The following is a 16,899-nucleotide window of genomic DNA, read 5'->3' as shown; positions in this document are numbered from 1 at the left end:
TTGTAGATGCGCATATTGAAAAGGAATTGGAAAGTCATTTAATGTCTCTCTTTCTGCTCAACGAATTGAGTTGGAGGCATACCAAAACGGTGTTTAAAGCGCTGACTGAAGTAAGAAGGGTCATTAAAACCACATTCAAATGCAACTTCTGATACCTTCTCTCCGGCCAATAGACGACGACATGCATTGTCTAGACGAACTTCTGTCAGATACTCGGTAAAGGTTTTCTCGGTCGCCGATTTGACTCTACGCTGTAAGCTACGCTCTGAAACAAATAGCATCTTAGCGGCAGCTGAGGTACCAAATTCAGCATTGGTGTAATTATCTTCAACTAACGTAGTCACTTTTTCTAGCCAAGGATCGTTATCTTCAAATACTGCACTTTCTTTATTCGAAGGTGCGGCAACAATTGAGTCTTCATCAAAGATATCACTCGCTTGCCACACGATTTCAATCAAGTTCCTCTCATCTGAAATATGAGAAGTCATTTCACCACCGCTTTGCTCTACCAATGATCGGAGACTTTGCAGCGTCGAAGTCAGTATTGAATCACTTTCTAACTCTTCACCCTGATCGAGCATGGCGAACGCAATTAGATCATTCCTACGAGATAAATGAATAACCACCGTTTGATTTCGGTAACAACGTTTCACAATGCCATCAAACAACAGGTTAAATAGTTCATCTAAGTTAAAGTGCGTCAGACTTACATAGAGATCACTTTCAGCTTCGAGCTCTACATGGACACCTGCTTTTGAGAACTCCTCAGCCCAACCACTTAACGCCGATTGAATGATCAGAGTCAGATTGTGAACAGGAAGAGCTTGTCCATTGGTAGAACGAGTCGACGCAAGTAGGTCTAGCTCTCTCGATAGCTGTTTCAATACACTGTTCGTTTCACCGTTTTCTTCATAAGTGGCTAATTTGTCTTTCAGTGCATTTACTGACTGAGTAAATATCAGCCTCCTAACTTGGAGTTGCTTGCGAAGCTGCTGGTTATTAGTTAAAAGAATTCGACTTTGATGACGCAGCTGATTGGTTTTTAGGGCAATTTGTGCTTTTAGCTCACGGTTCGCAGCAGACATAATTCTTGATCGCCAGTAAACGGACGTCACGATGATAACTATTAATACCACAATGTAAGCCACTATTGCCGAGTTAGCCATGAACCACGGCTCCGTCACGTAGAATTGGTAACTGTTACTTTGGCCTTGAAGTACCCCATTACGCAGCGCTCGTACATCCAATGTATAACTGCCCGGCATGAGATGCTCAATCGTTAGCGTCGTACCATCTAACGCCTGCCACTCCTCCCCTTCGTTGAGTCGGTATTCCAAATTGAGGTTATTAGTTCTTGGCAGTACACCAAATTGAAATGTTATCGACTCTTGATAACCTAAGCTTGGGCGCTCTTTTAAGGAATTGCCCAACGAATAGAGCGCTTGGTCACGCTTAATCTGACTAAATATCACCTGAACATCAGGTAATCGACTGACGACCAGTTCATGCGTATTCACTTTCACTAAGCTAGAATCAGCACCAAACAATAGCGTACGCTGGCTATCGTTACTGTAACTACACAGCCCTGGTGAAAACTCATTATTGATAAGGCCAAATGGTTCACCATAGTGGTGAATCAACTTACCTTCCGGGCTATAGCGAGATAAGCCTGTCGAAGAGGTCACCCATATCCCATCTTGGTTTTGCAGCAGGCACTTAGGGGTAATATGGCCATCAACCATCATGATGGGTTCAACTTGCTCAAGATACAAATCGAGCTGATACAAGCCATAACGACTTGCTATCCACAGTTCATTGTCGGCAGGTTGGATGATATCAATCACTTCTCCATAAGGAACACTTTCGCCAACAAAATGTACTTGACCGTCTTTGAGTAAGTAAACGCCATGCTCAGTACCGAGTGATAAATAGCCCTGATTCGTCACATGCATATGAGTTAATTGTGCAGGAAGATATTTGTCTATCATCCACTCAGAACCATATTGAGTTAACTTACCGCTCGATAGGTCATAACTCCAAACTTGTTTCTGACTCGCTCCCCAAACCACATTCTTATTGCTAAGCTCGACAAAGCTAACGCTATTGTCTTTCAAAAAACGTGGTAGTGAGTCATCAATAACTTCACCACTGTCGCTATTAATACAGACAATACCTTGATCGGTGGCTAACCAAAGTACACCGTTGCTTTCTTCAAAGTCATGTACCTTCCCTTGATATATCAGCATTCGGTTATCAATGTTAAACAAATTTATCCGATATAAGCCACTATTGGACAATGCCCAATAGCCATCGTGGTTGGCTGTGGGTGTGAGCTTTTTTAATGACTCTTTACGGTTATTGAGGGTGAGTTGAGCACTAGGAAAACGCTCAAACTTTTGAGAAAACAACGAAAAATATCGAACACCTCGGTCGGTCGCAACCCAAACCCCACCAGCACCATCATTAAGCAACGAATAGATTTTTTCACCAGACAACGCATTACCAGCTAAGAAACCCTGATCAAAACGTTTAGTTTCGCCAGTTAAAAATGAATAGACAAATAGACCTTTCTCCGTACCTATCCAATACTCCTGACTGGTTTCAGTAATACTTAATACATGGCTGCCAGCGATACTTTTTATCGGTTTGTTTGGCGCGGTAATATCTAAGATCAACGCACCACTTAATGAACCGATGATCAGCTCTCTTCTTTTTTCAGAAAAGTAGAGTTTCTCGACATAGTGCTTACCTGAGCGAGCCACATGTTCAAATCGCCCTTGTCGCGAAAGATACACGCCAGCATTGGTCGCCAATACCCAGCGGGAATAGATAAACTGCGCATCATTAATCAAGATCTTTGAAGACTGGTTATACTGATACAACTCCATCAGTGAAAAGGTTTGAAACTCACCTGTATCCACGTTGTAGGTGTAGAAATTGCGCTCATCCGATACCCAAATAAATCGCTTTGAGGCCCCTATACGTAGTATCTCACTACCCGGTGTAAGGCTAAAGATCAGCTCTTTTTCTTGATTGGGAACAGTTCTGTATATTTCATTTTGGAAAAACGTCCAGAATGCATTATCGAGAAACGCAACCTGTTCCGCATCGAACTCTAAAGCCGAACCAACTTCAGGGGTGATGTTTTGACCATCAAAAAAGAGTACTTGATTGCGCACATCTTGGAGCCATATGCCCCCACCATCTGCGAGAAAGAGTTGTTTAGCTGCAAAGACTTTTCCCTCAGCCTGAGTCGGCAAGGGATAGAAGACCATAAGTGATGAGTTGGACGCAAAACCATGCACTGGTATCAGTAACATGAACAACATCCATATTGTTCTAATCAAAAACTTGTCCTAGCAGCGAATAAAAATATACCGATATCGGCAATTGGGCTTAGAAACCGCCCGGTATTATTTTGTGATAATAATTATCTAGTAATTACGCAGATTAACAAGTGAGGGTTATCAATTAATGGTGACTTTTTAAAGGACTTCACAAGACAAGAGTAAGCCAAAGGTAGGTTTACCTTTGGCTGAGTATGATTATTGACTTAGACATTGGCTAAAGCTATCAGCCAGATTTTGCTTAAATTGGAAATATCCACCGGCAACAACTTCAATTTTTGCACCAATAGGATCCAAAACGCCAGTCTTTGCTTGGCTGCCACGTGTTACCGATTCAACCACGGCTGGCGTAAACTGAGGCTCTGAGAACACACACTGTGCATTTTGATTCTTCAATGCTTTACGAATCGCAATCAAAGTCTTTGCGCCCGGTTTTCTGTCAGGGCTCACCGTGAAGTAACCCAAATGATTCAGTGGGAAATCTTGCTCAAAATACCCGTAGGCGTCGTGAAAAACGTAATAGCCAGCATCTGCGACAAGGGCAAGTTGCGCTTTAATCTGCTCTTGCTGCTCAGTAAGCTGCGCCTCAAATGCAGCGAAATTAGCTTGGTACTGAGCCTTATTCTCAGCGTCAACTTCAGCAAGACGTTCAGTGATCGCTTGTGCAATTTGTAATGTCGGCTCATAACCAAGCCAGAAATGTGGGTCATGGCTGCCATGATCATGACCATCATGATCGTGATGACCACCGCCATATTCACGCAGTTCTAAACCTTGAGTTTCGCTTAGTGTTAACACGTTTTGTTGGTTTTCCAACATTTTCGTGAGAAACGGTTCTAGATCACTACCGAACCAAATCACTAGATCCGCAGTACGCAGACGTTTTACATCTGAAGGCTTTAACGCATAGTCATGTGGAGAAGCGTTTGAAGAGACTAACACTTCTGGCTCAGATACACCTTTAGTGAGTTCAAGAGTAATCAACTGGATCGGTTTGATACTGGTTAAAATAGTTGCTGCATGAGCAAATGAAGAGCTAACAAGCATGAGGGCACATGCGGAAATAAAACGTTTCATAGCGAACAAAATTACTCTCTGGTTTAACGGACCAACAAATGTTACATTATAACATTAAGCAATTGCAAATGAGTTCCATTCATGTCGGCACTAGTCGAGTTAAATGACATCTGCGTTCAATTTGATGAACGAAAAGTACTAGATAGAGTCAACCTATCTCTCCAACGTGGAAAAATCACTACGCTGATTGGCCCTAATGGAGCTGGTAAATCAACCTTGGTAAAAGTGCTATTAGGCCTGCAACGACGCTACAGTGGTAAAGTCACTAAAGCGAAAGGGCTAAAGGTCGGTTATGTACCGCAAAAGCTCAAGCTGAATGACTCTCTCCCACTTAACGTCGAGCGTTTTCTGCGCCTTGCTGGAAAATATAGCCAACAAGAGCTTCATGATTCGTTAAAACTCGTTGGGGCTGAGCACCTGCTTGCAAGCAATATGCACTCTTTGTCTGGCGGTGAAAACCAACGTGTCCTTATCGCCCGCGCACTATTACAGCGCCCTGATCTACTGGTACTCGATGAGCCAGCACAAGGTGTTGACGTTCAAGGGCAAATTGATCTTTATGACCTTATTGATACCATTCGTCACCGCTTTAACTGCGCGGTATTTATGGTCTCGCATGACTTACATCTGGTGATGGCAAAAACAGACGATGTTATTTGTCTACATCATCATATTTGCTGCTCAGGTGCGCCCGCTGATATTGCTCAGCACCCAAGCTATATTGCACTGTTTGGCCATACGCATCAGCAGTCGTTGGCCTTTTATCATCACCAACATGACCACCACCATCACGACTTAGCAGGCCAACCAGTCTCAGGCGAAGGATCACAATGTTCTCATCACTCTCACGGGCATCATCATGATTGAGTTTCTGCTACCTTCTATTCTTGCAGGTCTTGGTATTGCCGCAATTGCAGGTCCTTTGGGCTCTTTTGTTGTCTGGCGACGTATGGCCTATTTTGGCGATACACTCGCACATGCTTCCCTAATGGGCTTGGCGCTCGGCTTACTGCTTGATATCAATCTCTATCTCGCCCTGACTGTTTGTTGTTTAGCATTAGCCATTCTTCTGGTGACATTACAAAAACAGCAAGTCGTCGCCACGGACACCTTGCTCGGTATTCTTGCCCACAGTGCGTTATCTTTAGGTTTGGTCGCGGTCAGCTTTTTAGACAATGTTCGCATTGACCTAATGAGCTATCTATTTGGTGATCTACTGGCCGTTACGCCAGAAGATCTGGTCTATATCTATCTTGGCGTTATTGTCGTTGCCGCTGTATTGAGCTTGTTCTGGCGCTCACTGCTATCGACAACCGTCAATGAAGACTTAGCTGCCGTCGAAGGACACAATGTTGATTTGATGCGCTTAGTATTGATGTTGATGGTCGGTTTAGTTATCGCAATTGGTATGAAGTTTGTGGGCGCTCTGATTATGACCTCACTACTGATCATTCCTGCGGCAACGGCGCGACGCTTTGCTAAAGCTCCAGAGCAAATGGCACTATTCGCCTCTCTGATTGGCGCTGTCGCTGTACTATTAGGCCTTTCGATGTCATGGCACTATGACACACCTGCGGGCCCTTCAGTGGTGATTAGCGCAACGGCGATGTTTATGCTCAGTCAGTTATACCGTGTGAAGAGTTAACGCCACACGGCTTATAACGCTTCCTAGATCGAAAAAGCCGACGCAGTTGCATCGGCTTTTTCGTATTTATCGCAATAAGGGCTTAAGCACCTTCATTATGAAGCTCTAAGTTAGCCAGCTCTTGCTGAATCTCACGCTGAACCTTGGCATCATCACTACGCAGAGACTCGAGGAAGTCTAGGTATTTTTGGTCGATATCACCGGTAACATATTCGCCGTTGAATACCGATGTTTCGAACTTAGTGATATCCGTGTTACCTAAACCTACTGCATCAACCAAATCTTCTAGCGTTTGGAAGATAAGCTCATCCGCACCGATTTGCTTACAGATAGCATCGTTATCACGGCCGTGTGCAATCAGCTCTGTTGCGCTAGGCATGTCGATACCATAAACGTTCGGGAAACGAATCTCAGGTGCAGCTGAAACCATAAAGACCTTCTTCGCACCAGAGTCACGAGCCATCTCAATGATCTGTTCAGAAGTGGTGCCGCGAACAATAGAGTCATCAACTAGGAGTACGTTCTTATCTTTAAACTCAGAGCGAATCGCGTTTAGCTTACGACGAACTGATTTCTTACGCTGCTGCTGACCCGGCATAATAAAAGTACGGCCAACATAGCGGTTCTTAACGAAACCTTGACGGTAAGGCTTGTCGATGGCTTGAGCTATCTGCAGAGCGATATCGCAAGAGGTTTCTGGGATAGGGATAACAACGTCGATATCTAGGAAGCTAAATTCGTCGCGAATGCGGTCACCCAGTTTCTTACCCATTTCTACGCGCGCACTGTATACCGACACCTTATCGATGAAAGAGTCAGGTCGAGCAAAGTAAACGAATTCAAAAATACATGGGTTTAATGTTGGATTGTCTGCACATTGTTTAGTATGAAGCTGACCATCGAATGTCGCATAGATTGCCTCACCAGGTGCAACATCGCGGACAAAGTCGAAGCCAACTGCATCCAATGCCACGGATTCAGATGCCACCATGTACTCCGTAACGCCATTAACTTCACGCTTGCCTAGGCATAGAGGGCGAATGCCATTAGGATCGCGGAACGCAACCATACCATGACCGATAATCATCGCTGTTACTGCGTAAGCACCTTTGATTGCACGGTGTACATTGGTCACTGCGCGGAACACATCATCCGCGGTCACGTTACCTTTAACGGTATCAATTTCGTGAGCCAGTACGTTTAGTAGTACTTCTGAGTCAGATGTCGTGTTTAAGTGACGGCGATCTTTCTCAAATAACTTTTCGCGCACTTCTGCAGCGTTAGTTAGGTTACCGTTGTGTGCCAGTGTGATACCAAATGGAGAGTTCACATAGAAAGGCTGCGCTTCAGAAGCACTTGAACTGCCCGCGGTTGGGTAACGAACGTGGCCGATACCCACTACACCTTGTAGGCGTTGCATGTGTTTTGCTTCGAACACATCTTTCACTAAACCGTTCGCCTTACGCAGACGAAAACGATTGCTTTCTATGGTACAAATACCCGCGGCATCTTGGCCACGGTGCTGCAATACCGTCAACGCATCATAGATAGACTGGTTTACAGGCGTAGTGCCCACGATTCCAACAATACCACACATGTCTTAACCCTCGATTTTCGACAATGACTGGCGCGTTATAGCGCGCCAGATAAGAAACTAGATGTTGCTTGTAAGTGTTCAAAGAAAGGTGCAATGACGCGGCTAAACTCCGGCACCAATTGTGAACCTTTCCACCACTGTGAGTCTGGAAACGATGTAAACGCATCCATAAAAAATAGCGCGGCAGAAACGATAAGAACACCACGTAAGCCGCCGAATACGACGCCGAGTACTCTATCTGTTCCTGACAAACCTGTTTTCTCGACTAATTGAGCAATGACATAATTTATGATGGCACCAACAATTAGTGTCGCAACAAACAAGGCTGCTATAGCAGCTCCGTTACGAAACATCTCATCTTCGATATTGGTGAAGTACACCGCTAACTTAGCGTAATACTGACTGGCGATGAAAAAAGCGCCAAACCAAATAACTAATGACAAGGCTTCCTTCGCGAAACCGCGAACTAAACTGATCAAAGCGGATAGCCCGATCACACCTAAAATGACGATATCTAATGTATTCATTTTCTACTTACATCTTAAGTTGGCGCGCATTTTAACAGAAAAAACGCTGACGCAAACGTTTTCTTATGGATTTAATGGTTTAAATTTAATCAATTGACCTTTTGAACCAGTAATTTTTTCCAATTCAACAATTTGACGTTCCAATTTACTCTTAGACACATCAGGGCCAATTATTACTCGTGTGAAGCCGTTCTCAGGTTTGGTATGCGCTTGATATCCACGCTTCTGTAAATCCTTGACGAGATTTTTCGCATTGTCGGCATTTTTAAGTGCCATCAACTGAACAATCCAAGCCGTATCTTGATACTCATTACGCTCTGGTACTTCTTTAACCACCACAGGTAACGGTTTATCTTCAGCCATTGACTCATCATTTATATCAACGACTTCTACCGGGCTATCCGGCAAACTGCTTGAATCATCTACTGGATCTAGTACCTCAAAGCTTTCTAATTCACTATCAAGCTCAGGCTTTAACGGAATGCTCGCAATCTCTTCTTTGTAATGGGTTTTCTGCCCATCCAAAACATCGGGCAAAACAATCACACCGATTGCCACCAAAATAATGGTGCCAACGAGACGATTTTGAAACTTACTTGCCATTTAAACTCCTTTCTTTTGCCAATGCTCCAGCACTTCCCCTACGGTATGGAAGGAGCCTACAACAAGAATGACATCTTCTGCCTTCGCGTTTGTCATTGCAGCTTCAAAAGCCTCTACTGGCGTAGAGAATTGCTCCGTCACTTTAGGAAGAAACTGACAAAGCTCTGCTGCTTTCGCTGCCCTTGGGCCAGAAAGTGATGCTGGGTACCAATTTGATGCAACAGGTGCTAATGCTTCAAGCGTCGATTGGATATCTTTATCGTGCAACATGGCAACCACAGTGTGAATCACCTTGTTTGGGTATTGCTTCGCCACACGTTCAACAAGATATTGCGCAGAGTGAGGGTTATGAGCAACATCAAGCAAAATCGTAGGTTCTGTACTTATAATCTGCATACGACCTGGTAGCTTAGCATTCTGCAAGCCTTTGACGATATTGACATCTGAGATATCAAGATTCGATGTTCCTATAGCCATTAACGCTGTAGCAGCATTTTGCAAAGGTAAGCTAGGTACTGGAAGATTATCTAACTCATAGCAGCCATGAACCCACCGCCAAGTATTATCGTCGACAAGTTCATAATTATATTGAATTCCGACTTGATATAGCTCAGCACCAATATCATCAGCATGCGCAGCAACTGTTGCAGGCGCTTTTGGCTGCCCGCAGATAGCTGGTCTGCCACTGCGATAGATGCCAGCTTTCTCGAAGCCAATGACATTAATGTCATCCCCTAGCCAATCAACATGGTCGATGGCCAAGCTGGTAATGACAGAAACGTCATGATCGACAACATTGGTCGCGTCTAATCGACCACCTAAACCGACTTCAAGTAGAACAACGTCGACCTTCTCTGTTTGGAACAAACGTAGCGCCGCTAACGTGCCGTACTCAAAAAAGCTGAGGCTAATCTCACCGCGTTGCTTCTCAATATAGTCGAAAGCTTCAGCGTGCTTCTCATCAGCTAGATCTTGGCCATTAATACGAACGCGTTCGTTGTAGCGGATCAAATGGGGAGAGCTATACACACCGACTGAATAGCCAGCATCAAGCAAGATCGCTTCCATTAATGCACAAGTCGAGCCTTTGCCGTTTGTACCAGCGACAGTAATCACTGTAGGAGCAGGTTTGGTAAGATTTGCTGATTGAGCAACAGCTTGAACACGATCTAAACCGAGATCGATCGCAGAAGTATGGATGTTTGTTAAATAATCAAGCCACATCGCTAGTGGTGATGTGGCTTGGGGAATTTGGGTTTGACTCATCTAACTTTAACCAATGAATTGTGGTGCCTGTTAGTAAGTTACTTTACCCTTTTTCGCTCGCTTCTGGTACAGAATAAGCAGCTTCATTTGGCGAATCGTCGACTGAAACAACCAATGGTGATGGTTTATTGTTCATCTTCGCCATTAGGCTACCGATTCGCTGACGCATTTCGCGGCGATCAACGATCATATCAATCGCGCCGTGATCTAATAAGAACTCACTGCGTTGGAAGCCTTCTGGTAGATCTTCACGTACCGTTTGTTCGATAACACGACGACCTGCGAAACCGATTAGCGCTTTAGGCTCACCGATATTGATGTCACCTAGCATCGCTAGACTTGCAGATACACCACCCATTGTAGGGTCAGTCATTACCGAGATAAATGGTAGGCCTTTTGCAGACATACGCTCTAGTGCTGCACTGGTTTTCGCCATTTGCATTAGAGACATCAATGCCTCTTGCATGCGCGCACCACCACTTGCTGAGAAACATACAAGACCACAGTTCGCTTCCATTGCAGCTTCTGCTGCACGAACAAAACGCGCACCAACAACAGAACCCATTGAACCACCCATAAATGAGAAGTCGAATGCACAAGCAACGATAGGCTGACCTAATAGTTCACCTTTCATTACAACAAGGGCATCTTTCTCACCGCTGCTCTTTTGAGCTGCAGAGATACGATCTTTGTATTTCTTAGAATCTTTGAACTTCAGCTTATCTTGTGGCTCAAGCTCGTCCGCGATTTCAACACGATTATTTTCATCTAGGAATGTCTCAAGACGACGACGCGCCTTCATACGCATGTGATGGTCACATTTCGGACATACTTCTAGGTTACGCTCTAGTTCAGCGTGGTAAAGCACTTGCTCACATGAAGTACATTTAGTCCAAACCCCTTCAGGGATAGACGCTTTACGTGAACTAACGATGTTGCTTTTTTCTAAAATCTTTTCAAGCCAACTCATGGAAGACCTTTTCTCTCTACTCCTTCGCGATCGCGAAGGATACAAATTCTGAATTTACGCGTAAGGATTAAAGCATATTAAATGCCAAGTGTAGACAAAAAACTGGTTGTACCTATTTCTTGAAGTAAATTCTCACGCACTAAAGCTCTGATTATTTCGACAATTTACCACGGTTTAGTTCAAGTTGTCTGGCAAAAATAATGGCCCAATCGGCACTCTTGGCAATTCGAATTCCGCCGGGTAATCAACATCAACCAAATACAAGCCTTCAGCCTTTGCCGTAGCTCCTGCGAGCTTGCGATCTTTTACCGCTAGAAGCTCAGCAATCCACTCCGGTTTTTGTTCGCCACGGCCAACACAAATTAAACTGCCAGTAATGTTACGCACCATATGGTGAACAAAGGCATTAGCCTTAATATCAATCACGACATATTGGTTATGGCGCGTCACATTGATGTGCATCATATTACGCCATGGACTGCGAGACTGACAGTGGGTTGCTCTAAAAGACGTGAAGTCATTCTCACCTAATAGGTATTGAGCCGCTTGGTGCATCTTTTTCTCGTCAAGTTCACCATGATAGTGACTGACACCAGAAGACAAGATCCCCGGACGTAGCGCGCTGTTGAAGATAATGTATCGGTAACGACGTGCGGTTGCGGAAAAACGTGCATGAAACTCTTGTGGTACTTCCTTCGCCCAACGGACAGCAATATCATCAGGTAAGTTCGCGTTAGCACCCATTGTCCATGCAACCATTTTACGCGTTGCTGTCGTATCAAAATGGACAACTTGACCAGTGCCATGCACACCTGCATCTGTTCGACCAGCACATTGAACTTCGATCGGCTGATTCGCGACAACACTCAATGCTCGTTCTAATTTTTCTTGAACGCTCTTAACTTCTCGTTGGCGTTGCCAGCCATAGTATTGAGTACCATTGTATTCGATACCTAAAGCAATTCTCATCAGATATTCTCACTGGTTCCTAAATTGGGGCGGGAAGTATATACCAAAAAGTAAGGGGGCTAAACTGCCCCCTTTTATTCGATTTAATTAGGATTTGTTGATGGCGTCGATAAGGTTCTTCGCTTCACGGCGAATTTCATCGCTGCCATCCACAATTGCCTCTTCAAGTAGCTTTCTCGCACCTTGAGCGTCATTCATCTCAAGGTATATTTTTGCCAAATCAAGCTTACCAGCAGCTTCTGAGTTAGCGTCAACGTCGTCTCCCGTACCGATATCACCAATTACATCAGGGAAATCATTCAGACCGACATCCAACTTAAGCTCTTCATCAATTTCTTGAACTTCTTCAGACTCCACCTCCGCCATCAACTCGTCGATGGTGCGGTACTTGTTCTCCTGAGGATTAAACTCATCCAGGTTAGGTTGGTCTTCCCAATTTTCATCCAAGATTTGAGCTTGTTCTGGCTGGTTGTCTTGCGACCAGACGTCTTGCTCATCGTCAGGAATATCATCAGAGATTTGTGCTTGTTGATCTTCTGACAAGCTGAAGCCATTCCAGTCTTCACCAATTTCCAGCATGGCGTCGATATCCATGCCAGCACTATCTGAGGTTGTCTCATCGATTGGCGTATCAAACGAAAAGCTTGCAGGCTGAGTGTCATCTTCAGACAGTAACTCATCAAATGTTGATTCGTTAAACTCTTGGCGCTGCATCTTAAAATCGTCTGACTCATCTTGAATGTTCTCTGCAGGAATCTCACCCAGCTCAGGCAGTTCTACAGGATCGAGTTCAAAATCATCACTCTCTTCGCTTAGATCTTCCGCAAGAGGCTCTAAATCTAACAGTGCATCTTCTTCGTTGTACTCTGGCAGTTCAAGGTCATCGATTTCTAGTGATGGCTCTTGTGCTTGAGGCTCTGGCATCTCCAATTCAGGAGCAGCAATCGCGTCTGCTAGTGCCTCTTCTTCGCTGTATTCTGGCAGTTCAAGGTCATCGATTTCTAGTGATGGCTCCTGTGCTTGAGGCTCTGGCATCTCCAGTTCAGGAGCAGCAATCGCGTCTGCTAGTGCCTCTTCTTCGCTGTACTCTGGCAGTTCAAGGTCATCGATTTCTAGTGATGGCTCCTGTGCTTGAGGCTCTGGCATCTCCAGTTCAGGAGCAGCAATCGCGTCTGCTAGTGCCTCTTCTTCGCTGTACTCTGGCAGTTCAAGGTCATCGATTTCTAGTGATGGCTCCTGTGCTTGAGGCTCTGGCATCTCCAGTTCAGGAGCAGCAATCGCGTCTGCTAGTGCCTCTTCTTCGCTGTACTCTGGCAGTTCAAGGTCATCGATTTCTAGTGATGGCTCCTGTGCTTGAGGCTCTGGCATCTCCAGTTCAGGAGCAGCAATCGCGTCTGCTAGTGCCTCTTCTTCGCTGTACTCTGGCAGTTCAAGGTCATCAATCTCTACTGATGGCTCTTGTGCTTGAGGCTCTGGCATCTCCAATTCAGGAGCAGCAATCGCGTCTGCTAGTGCCTCTTCTTCGCTGTATTCTGGCAGTTCAAGGTCATCGATTTCTAGTGATGGCTCCTGTGCTTGAGGCTCTGGCATCTCCAGTTCAGGAGCAGCAATCGCGTCTGCTAGTGCCTCTTCTTCGCTGTACTCTGGCAGTTCAAGGTCATCAATCTCTACTGATGGCTCTTGTGCTTGAGGCTCTGGCATCTCCAGTTCAGGAGCAGCAATCGCGTCTGCTAGTGCCTCTTTTTCGCTGTACTCTGGCAGTTCAAGGTCATCGATTTCTAGTGATGGCTCCTGTGCTTGAGGCTCTGGCATCTCCAATTCAGGAGCAGCAATCGCGTCTGCTAATGCCTCTTCTTCACTGTACTCTGGCAGCTCAAGGTCATCGATTTCTAGTGATGGCTCCTGTGCTTGAGGCTCTGGCATCTCCAGTTCAGACGCTGCGATAGCGTCTTCTACTTCAACTTCCGGCTCATCAACTAGCCAGTCATCATCTTGAGGTATACCAAATTCATTTGGAATAGCCTCAGGTATTGGCGGTTGAGGTTTTTGCTCTTCCATTGGCTCGCGAGCTTCAGGAGCTTCAGGAGCTTCAGGAGCTTCAGGAGCTTCAGGAGCTTCAGGAGCTTCAGGAGCTTCACTAGATGGTGCTTGGCTGTGCTCTTGCTGTGCAAGCACATCTTCTTCAACAATTTCCACTTGCTCTGCACCAGACTCAGAGATCGCTTCGTCTAACTCGGTTGTTGGCTTTTGTTCAGTGAAACTTGATGATTCTTGACTGGTCTGATTTTCGACTTCGTCAACGATGGAGTCTAACCAATCATCTTCAATTTCATCCGCGATATCAGATGCTGTTTCATCAGAAGGTATCGCCTCTTGAGTAACATCAAACTGTTCTTCAACACTTGGTTGCTCAGTTTCTGCTGCAAAATCCTCTTCAAGATTAAGACTTTCAACTTCATCAATCGCTGACGTTAACCAATCATCATCGTCTTCTGGCTCTGGCTCTGGCTCTGGCTCTGGCTCTGGCTCTGGCTCTGCAATGCTTTCTTCTAGGCTATCGATGTCAAGGCTAGCAGCTTGCCCCAACTCAACATCATCGCCTTCATCTAGATTAATTTCTTCAAGTAAAGGATCGGCTTCCGGCGCTGCATTTAGCATGTCGTCAATAAAGTCTTCGCTCGAAAAATCTTTATCACCCTCAGCAAGGTCTAATGCCTCTTCAGAGACAGGATCCGCTTGCGGCATTCCCAATTCAGTTTGTTCCGAGCTCTGCTTCTCGATATCAAGCAGTTCTTCAAACAGATCGGTACTGTCGTCACCAAGATCTTCTGTTTCCGCGTTTTCTAGCTGAGACTCAATAACGTCATCCAATAAACCTGAATCAGCGTCTAATTCGATAGGTTCCGGTTGCTCGGCACCAATCAAGTCATCCAGTTCTGCTTCTAGGTCAAACTCACTACTATCGTCAGTGTCTGTGACAAATTCATCAAGCAGATCCGTACTTTCGTGATCTAACTCTTCATCCGCAGTAATCAGTTCATCAAACGGGTCATCACTGCTCTCTTCTGTTGGTGAAAGGTTATCCAAACTTTCTTCTGCAACAAGTTCATCGAGCAGGTCGGTGCTATCGGACGAGATATCAACGCTATCATCCTCAAGCATCTCATCAAGCAGCGCTGTTTCATCAATCGAGTTGGCTTCTAAAGATTCTAAATCTGCCTGTGCATCCATTTGAGCGAAGATGTCATCGATTTCACTATCAGACGCAATACCTAAATCTGATGTCGAATCCTCAGACTCATCACTTAAATCAAAGCTATCTTCATCTAACAGACTATCGATATCCAAACCATCATCAGATGCGTCATCTTGAGCATCGTTAAACAAGTCGTCGAGTAGCGCTTGGTCTAATTCATCAGTACCTAACTCTTCGGTCTCTTCATCTCCAGCTAAAAGTGAATCAAAATCGTCTTGTGACAATTCGCCTTCATCTGAAAGGTCAAATCCTTCTTCGTCGTCATCAGCATCAATCACAACCTCATCTAGAGCGCGCTCCATCTCTTCAAGACCAAGCGCTTTGTCGTCACCATTGACGCTAATACCATTCGAGCTAAGGTCAGCGTCGGCAAGTGACTCATCAAGATCACCGTCGTCACCAATGCCTGCAAATGGATCATCACCATCTTCACCTTCAAGATTGAAATCTAGATCACCATCATCAAGATCCGCAAAGACATCATCTGATTCTTCTTCCGTCAACTCAGCGTTGTCACCAAATAGCGTTTCACTGTCGTCGGACTCACCAAACAGGTCATCATCGAGCAACAAGTCATCGTCAATATCTTCATTGAGCGTGTCTGGAGCTATTGGCGCAACTGGTGGAGGTGTTTGCTGTTCAACTGGCGTTACTGCAGGCTGCTCTTCCTGTTTAGAGCGGCGTCCTAAAAGCATCATGATGATAAGGCAAATCAATAGACCAGGAATGATAGCCAAAGCTGCAACGAGCCAAGTATTAGAGAAAAGCCGCTCAAGTGCCGATGGCGCCATTTCTTGCTCTTCCGCTAAACGTCGACGCTCTTCTTCAAGCAATTTTTCCACTTCGTCACGGATGCGGCTTTCGTCGCTCAGTTCATCTTTTAATACATCGACTTCTGATTGAACGTTAGCCAGCATTAAACGAAGCTTGTGGTTTTTCTCTTCAAGCGCCACCAGTTCGGTTTCAGAAACGTCTAACTGATTTTCTAAACTTTTAACCTGTTGCTGTTTTTCGTTTTTAGCGATTAGTTGCAGATCACTCGTTGGTGATTCTTCGACTTTTGGCTCTGTTGCCTCAGGCTGAGTAGTCGGTTGGACTGGAGTCACCGCTGGCTTAGTAGCTACGGGAACAGTTGATGTTGCAGGCGCTTTGCCCAAACGAGCTTGGTGCGCAGCCATCACACGGACAGCTTCTTGCGTACTAACGCTTCTGATTTGATCTAAAGATGGGATACGAATTGTACTTTGCGGCATCAACTCGTGAATATTCTGATTTTCAAACGCTTGAGGATTGAGTTGGAAAATGGCGTAAAGCGTTTGCTGGACGGTGACACTATTTGAAGGTCGCAACTGAGTTGCAATGCCCCAAAGTGTTTCTTGACTGGTCGTCGGACCGTAGAATCGCGAAGGTTCATCTGTCACGCGCGTATTGCGAGAGAGTGGCTCTGAAAATTGGGGAGACGATTGAATCTCTCCATTCGGCCCTTTAAGACGAATGCTCTCTGCATTAACGATAGAAGTTTGAGTCACGGCAACCACTGCTAACGGCAGAAGTAGACGCTGTAAAAGTCGACGCATATAAGGCTCAGCTATGTGCTCAATTAAATTAAAGACAATGATCTGTTAAATATATCGGATAAACC

The 16,899-nt window shown here is 45.1% G+C and carries 11 protein-coding genes; 2 read left to right on the top strand and 9 right to left on the bottom strand.

All coding sequences use genetic code 11. The features are described 5' to 3' along the window. Window positions 1-38 precede the first annotated feature (38 nt). Both ACU01J_RS12905 and znuA read right to left on the bottom strand, forming a co-directional pair. Window positions 39-3,320: a helix-turn-helix domain-containing protein gene (locus ACU01J_RS12905; RefSeq protein WP_481086064.1), complete on the bottom strand. Its 3,282-nt coding sequence runs from the start codon at window positions 3,318-3,320 to the stop codon at window positions 39-41. 225 nt (window positions 3,321-3,545) lie between these two features. Further along, complete coding sequence (gene znuA, locus ACU01J_RS12900) at window positions 3,546-4,424, bottom strand: zinc ABC transporter substrate-binding protein ZnuA (RefSeq protein WP_481086063.1); 879 nt, start codon at window positions 4,422-4,424, stop codon at window positions 3,546-3,548. Between the two features lie 81 nt (window positions 4,425-4,505). Here znuA and znuC point away from each other — a divergent pair, with 81 nt between their 5' ends. Then, complete coding sequence (znuC, locus tag ACU01J_RS12895; protein WP_481086062.1) at window positions 4,506-5,291, top strand: zinc ABC transporter ATP-binding protein ZnuC; 786 nt, start codon at window positions 4,506-4,508, stop codon at window positions 5,289-5,291. After that, window positions 5,284-6,069 (top strand): zinc ABC transporter permease subunit ZnuB, encoded by a 786-nt coding sequence (znuB, locus tag ACU01J_RS12890; protein WP_481086061.1) that lies wholly within the window; start codon window positions 5,284-5,286, stop codon window positions 6,067-6,069. Before znuC ends, znuB begins: the two co-directional genes overlap by 8 nt. An 82-nt stretch (window positions 6,070-6,151) precedes the next feature. Here the strand turns inward: znuB and purF are convergent, their stop codons facing one another. The 7 genes from purF to ACU01J_RS12855 form a co-directional block, all read right to left on the bottom strand. Next, window positions 6,152-7,666, bottom strand: a complete 1,515-nt coding sequence (gene purF / locus ACU01J_RS12885) for an amidophosphoribosyltransferase (RefSeq protein WP_481086060.1) — start codon at window positions 7,664-7,666, stop codon at window positions 6,152-6,154. Window positions 7,667-7,701: 35 nt separating this feature from the next. Next, the gene (locus tag ACU01J_RS12880; RefSeq protein ID WP_481086059.1) at window positions 7,702-8,193 is read right to left on the bottom strand and encodes a CvpA family protein; all 492 of its coding nucleotides are present in this window, start codon (window positions 8,191-8,193) and stop codon (window positions 7,702-7,704) included. Window positions 8,194-8,256: 63 nt separating this feature from the next. Further along, entirely contained in the window at window positions 8,257-8,796 is a 540-nt protein-coding gene (locus tag ACU01J_RS12875; RefSeq protein ID WP_481086058.1) for an SPOR domain-containing protein, read from the bottom strand. After that, window positions 8,797-10,062, bottom strand: a complete 1,266-nt coding sequence (folC, locus tag ACU01J_RS12870; RefSeq protein ID WP_481086057.1) for a bifunctional tetrahydrofolate synthase/dihydrofolate synthase — start codon at window positions 10,060-10,062, stop codon at window positions 8,797-8,799. Window positions 10,063-10,105: 43 nt separating this feature from the next. Continuing rightward, on the bottom strand, window positions 10,106-11,032 hold the full coding sequence (accD, locus tag ACU01J_RS12865) for an acetyl-CoA carboxylase, carboxyltransferase subunit beta (protein ID WP_004413284.1): 927 nt from the start codon (window positions 11,030-11,032) through the stop codon (window positions 10,106-10,108). A gap of 174 nt (window positions 11,033-11,206) precedes the next feature. Next, on the bottom strand, window positions 11,207-12,001 hold the full coding sequence (truA, locus tag ACU01J_RS12860; protein ID WP_481086056.1) for a tRNA pseudouridine(38-40) synthase TruA: 795 nt from the start codon (window positions 11,999-12,001) through the stop codon (window positions 11,207-11,209). 87 nt (window positions 12,002-12,088) lie between these two features. After that, the gene (locus ACU01J_RS12855; protein ID WP_481086055.1) at window positions 12,089-16,834 is read right to left on the bottom strand and encodes a FimV/HubP family polar landmark protein; all 4,746 of its coding nucleotides are present in this window, start codon (window positions 16,832-16,834) and stop codon (window positions 12,089-12,091) included. Window positions 16,835-16,899: the final 65 nt, after the last annotated feature.

The sequence above is a fragment of the Vibrio sp. 2433-A1 genome (assembly GCF_056726085.1).
This window is presented reverse-complemented; position numbering and strand designations above follow the sequence as displayed.

Coding starts and splice junctions, on each gene's coding strand:
- accD (WP_004413284.1), bottom strand. CDS start 11,032: ATGAGTTGGCTTGAAAAGATTTTAGAAAAAAGCAACATCGTTAGTTCA.
- znuB (WP_481086061.1), top strand. CDS start 5,284: ATGATTGAGTTTCTGCTACCTTCTATTCTTGCAGGTCTTGGTATTGCC.
- folC (WP_481086057.1), bottom strand. CDS start 10,062: ATGAGTCAAACCCAAATTCCCCAAGCCACATCACCACTAGCGATGTGG.
- ACU01J_RS12880 (WP_481086059.1), bottom strand. CDS start 8,193: ATGAATACATTAGATATCGTCATTTTAGGTGTGATCGGGCTATCCGCT.
- znuA (WP_481086063.1), bottom strand. CDS start 4,424: ATGAAACGTTTTATTTCCGCATGTGCCCTCATGCTTGTTAGCTCTTCA.
- ACU01J_RS12855 (WP_481086055.1), bottom strand. CDS start 16,834: ATGCGTCGACTTTTACAGCGTCTACTTCTGCCGTTAGCAGTGGTTGCC.
- truA (WP_481086056.1), bottom strand. CDS start 12,001: ATGAGAATTGCTTTAGGTATCGAATACAATGGTACTCAATACTATGGC.
- ACU01J_RS12905 (WP_481086064.1), bottom strand. CDS start 3,320: ATGTTACTGATACCAGTGCATGGTTTTGCGTCCAACTCATCACTTATG.
- ACU01J_RS12875 (WP_481086058.1), bottom strand. CDS start 8,796: ATGGCAAGTAAGTTTCAAAATCGTCTCGTTGGCACCATTATTTTGGTG.
- purF (WP_481086060.1), bottom strand. CDS start 7,666: ATGTGTGGTATTGTTGGAATCGTGGGCACTACGCCTGTAAACCAGTCT.
- znuC (WP_481086062.1), top strand. CDS start 4,506: ATGTCGGCACTAGTCGAGTTAAATGACATCTGCGTTCAATTTGATGAA.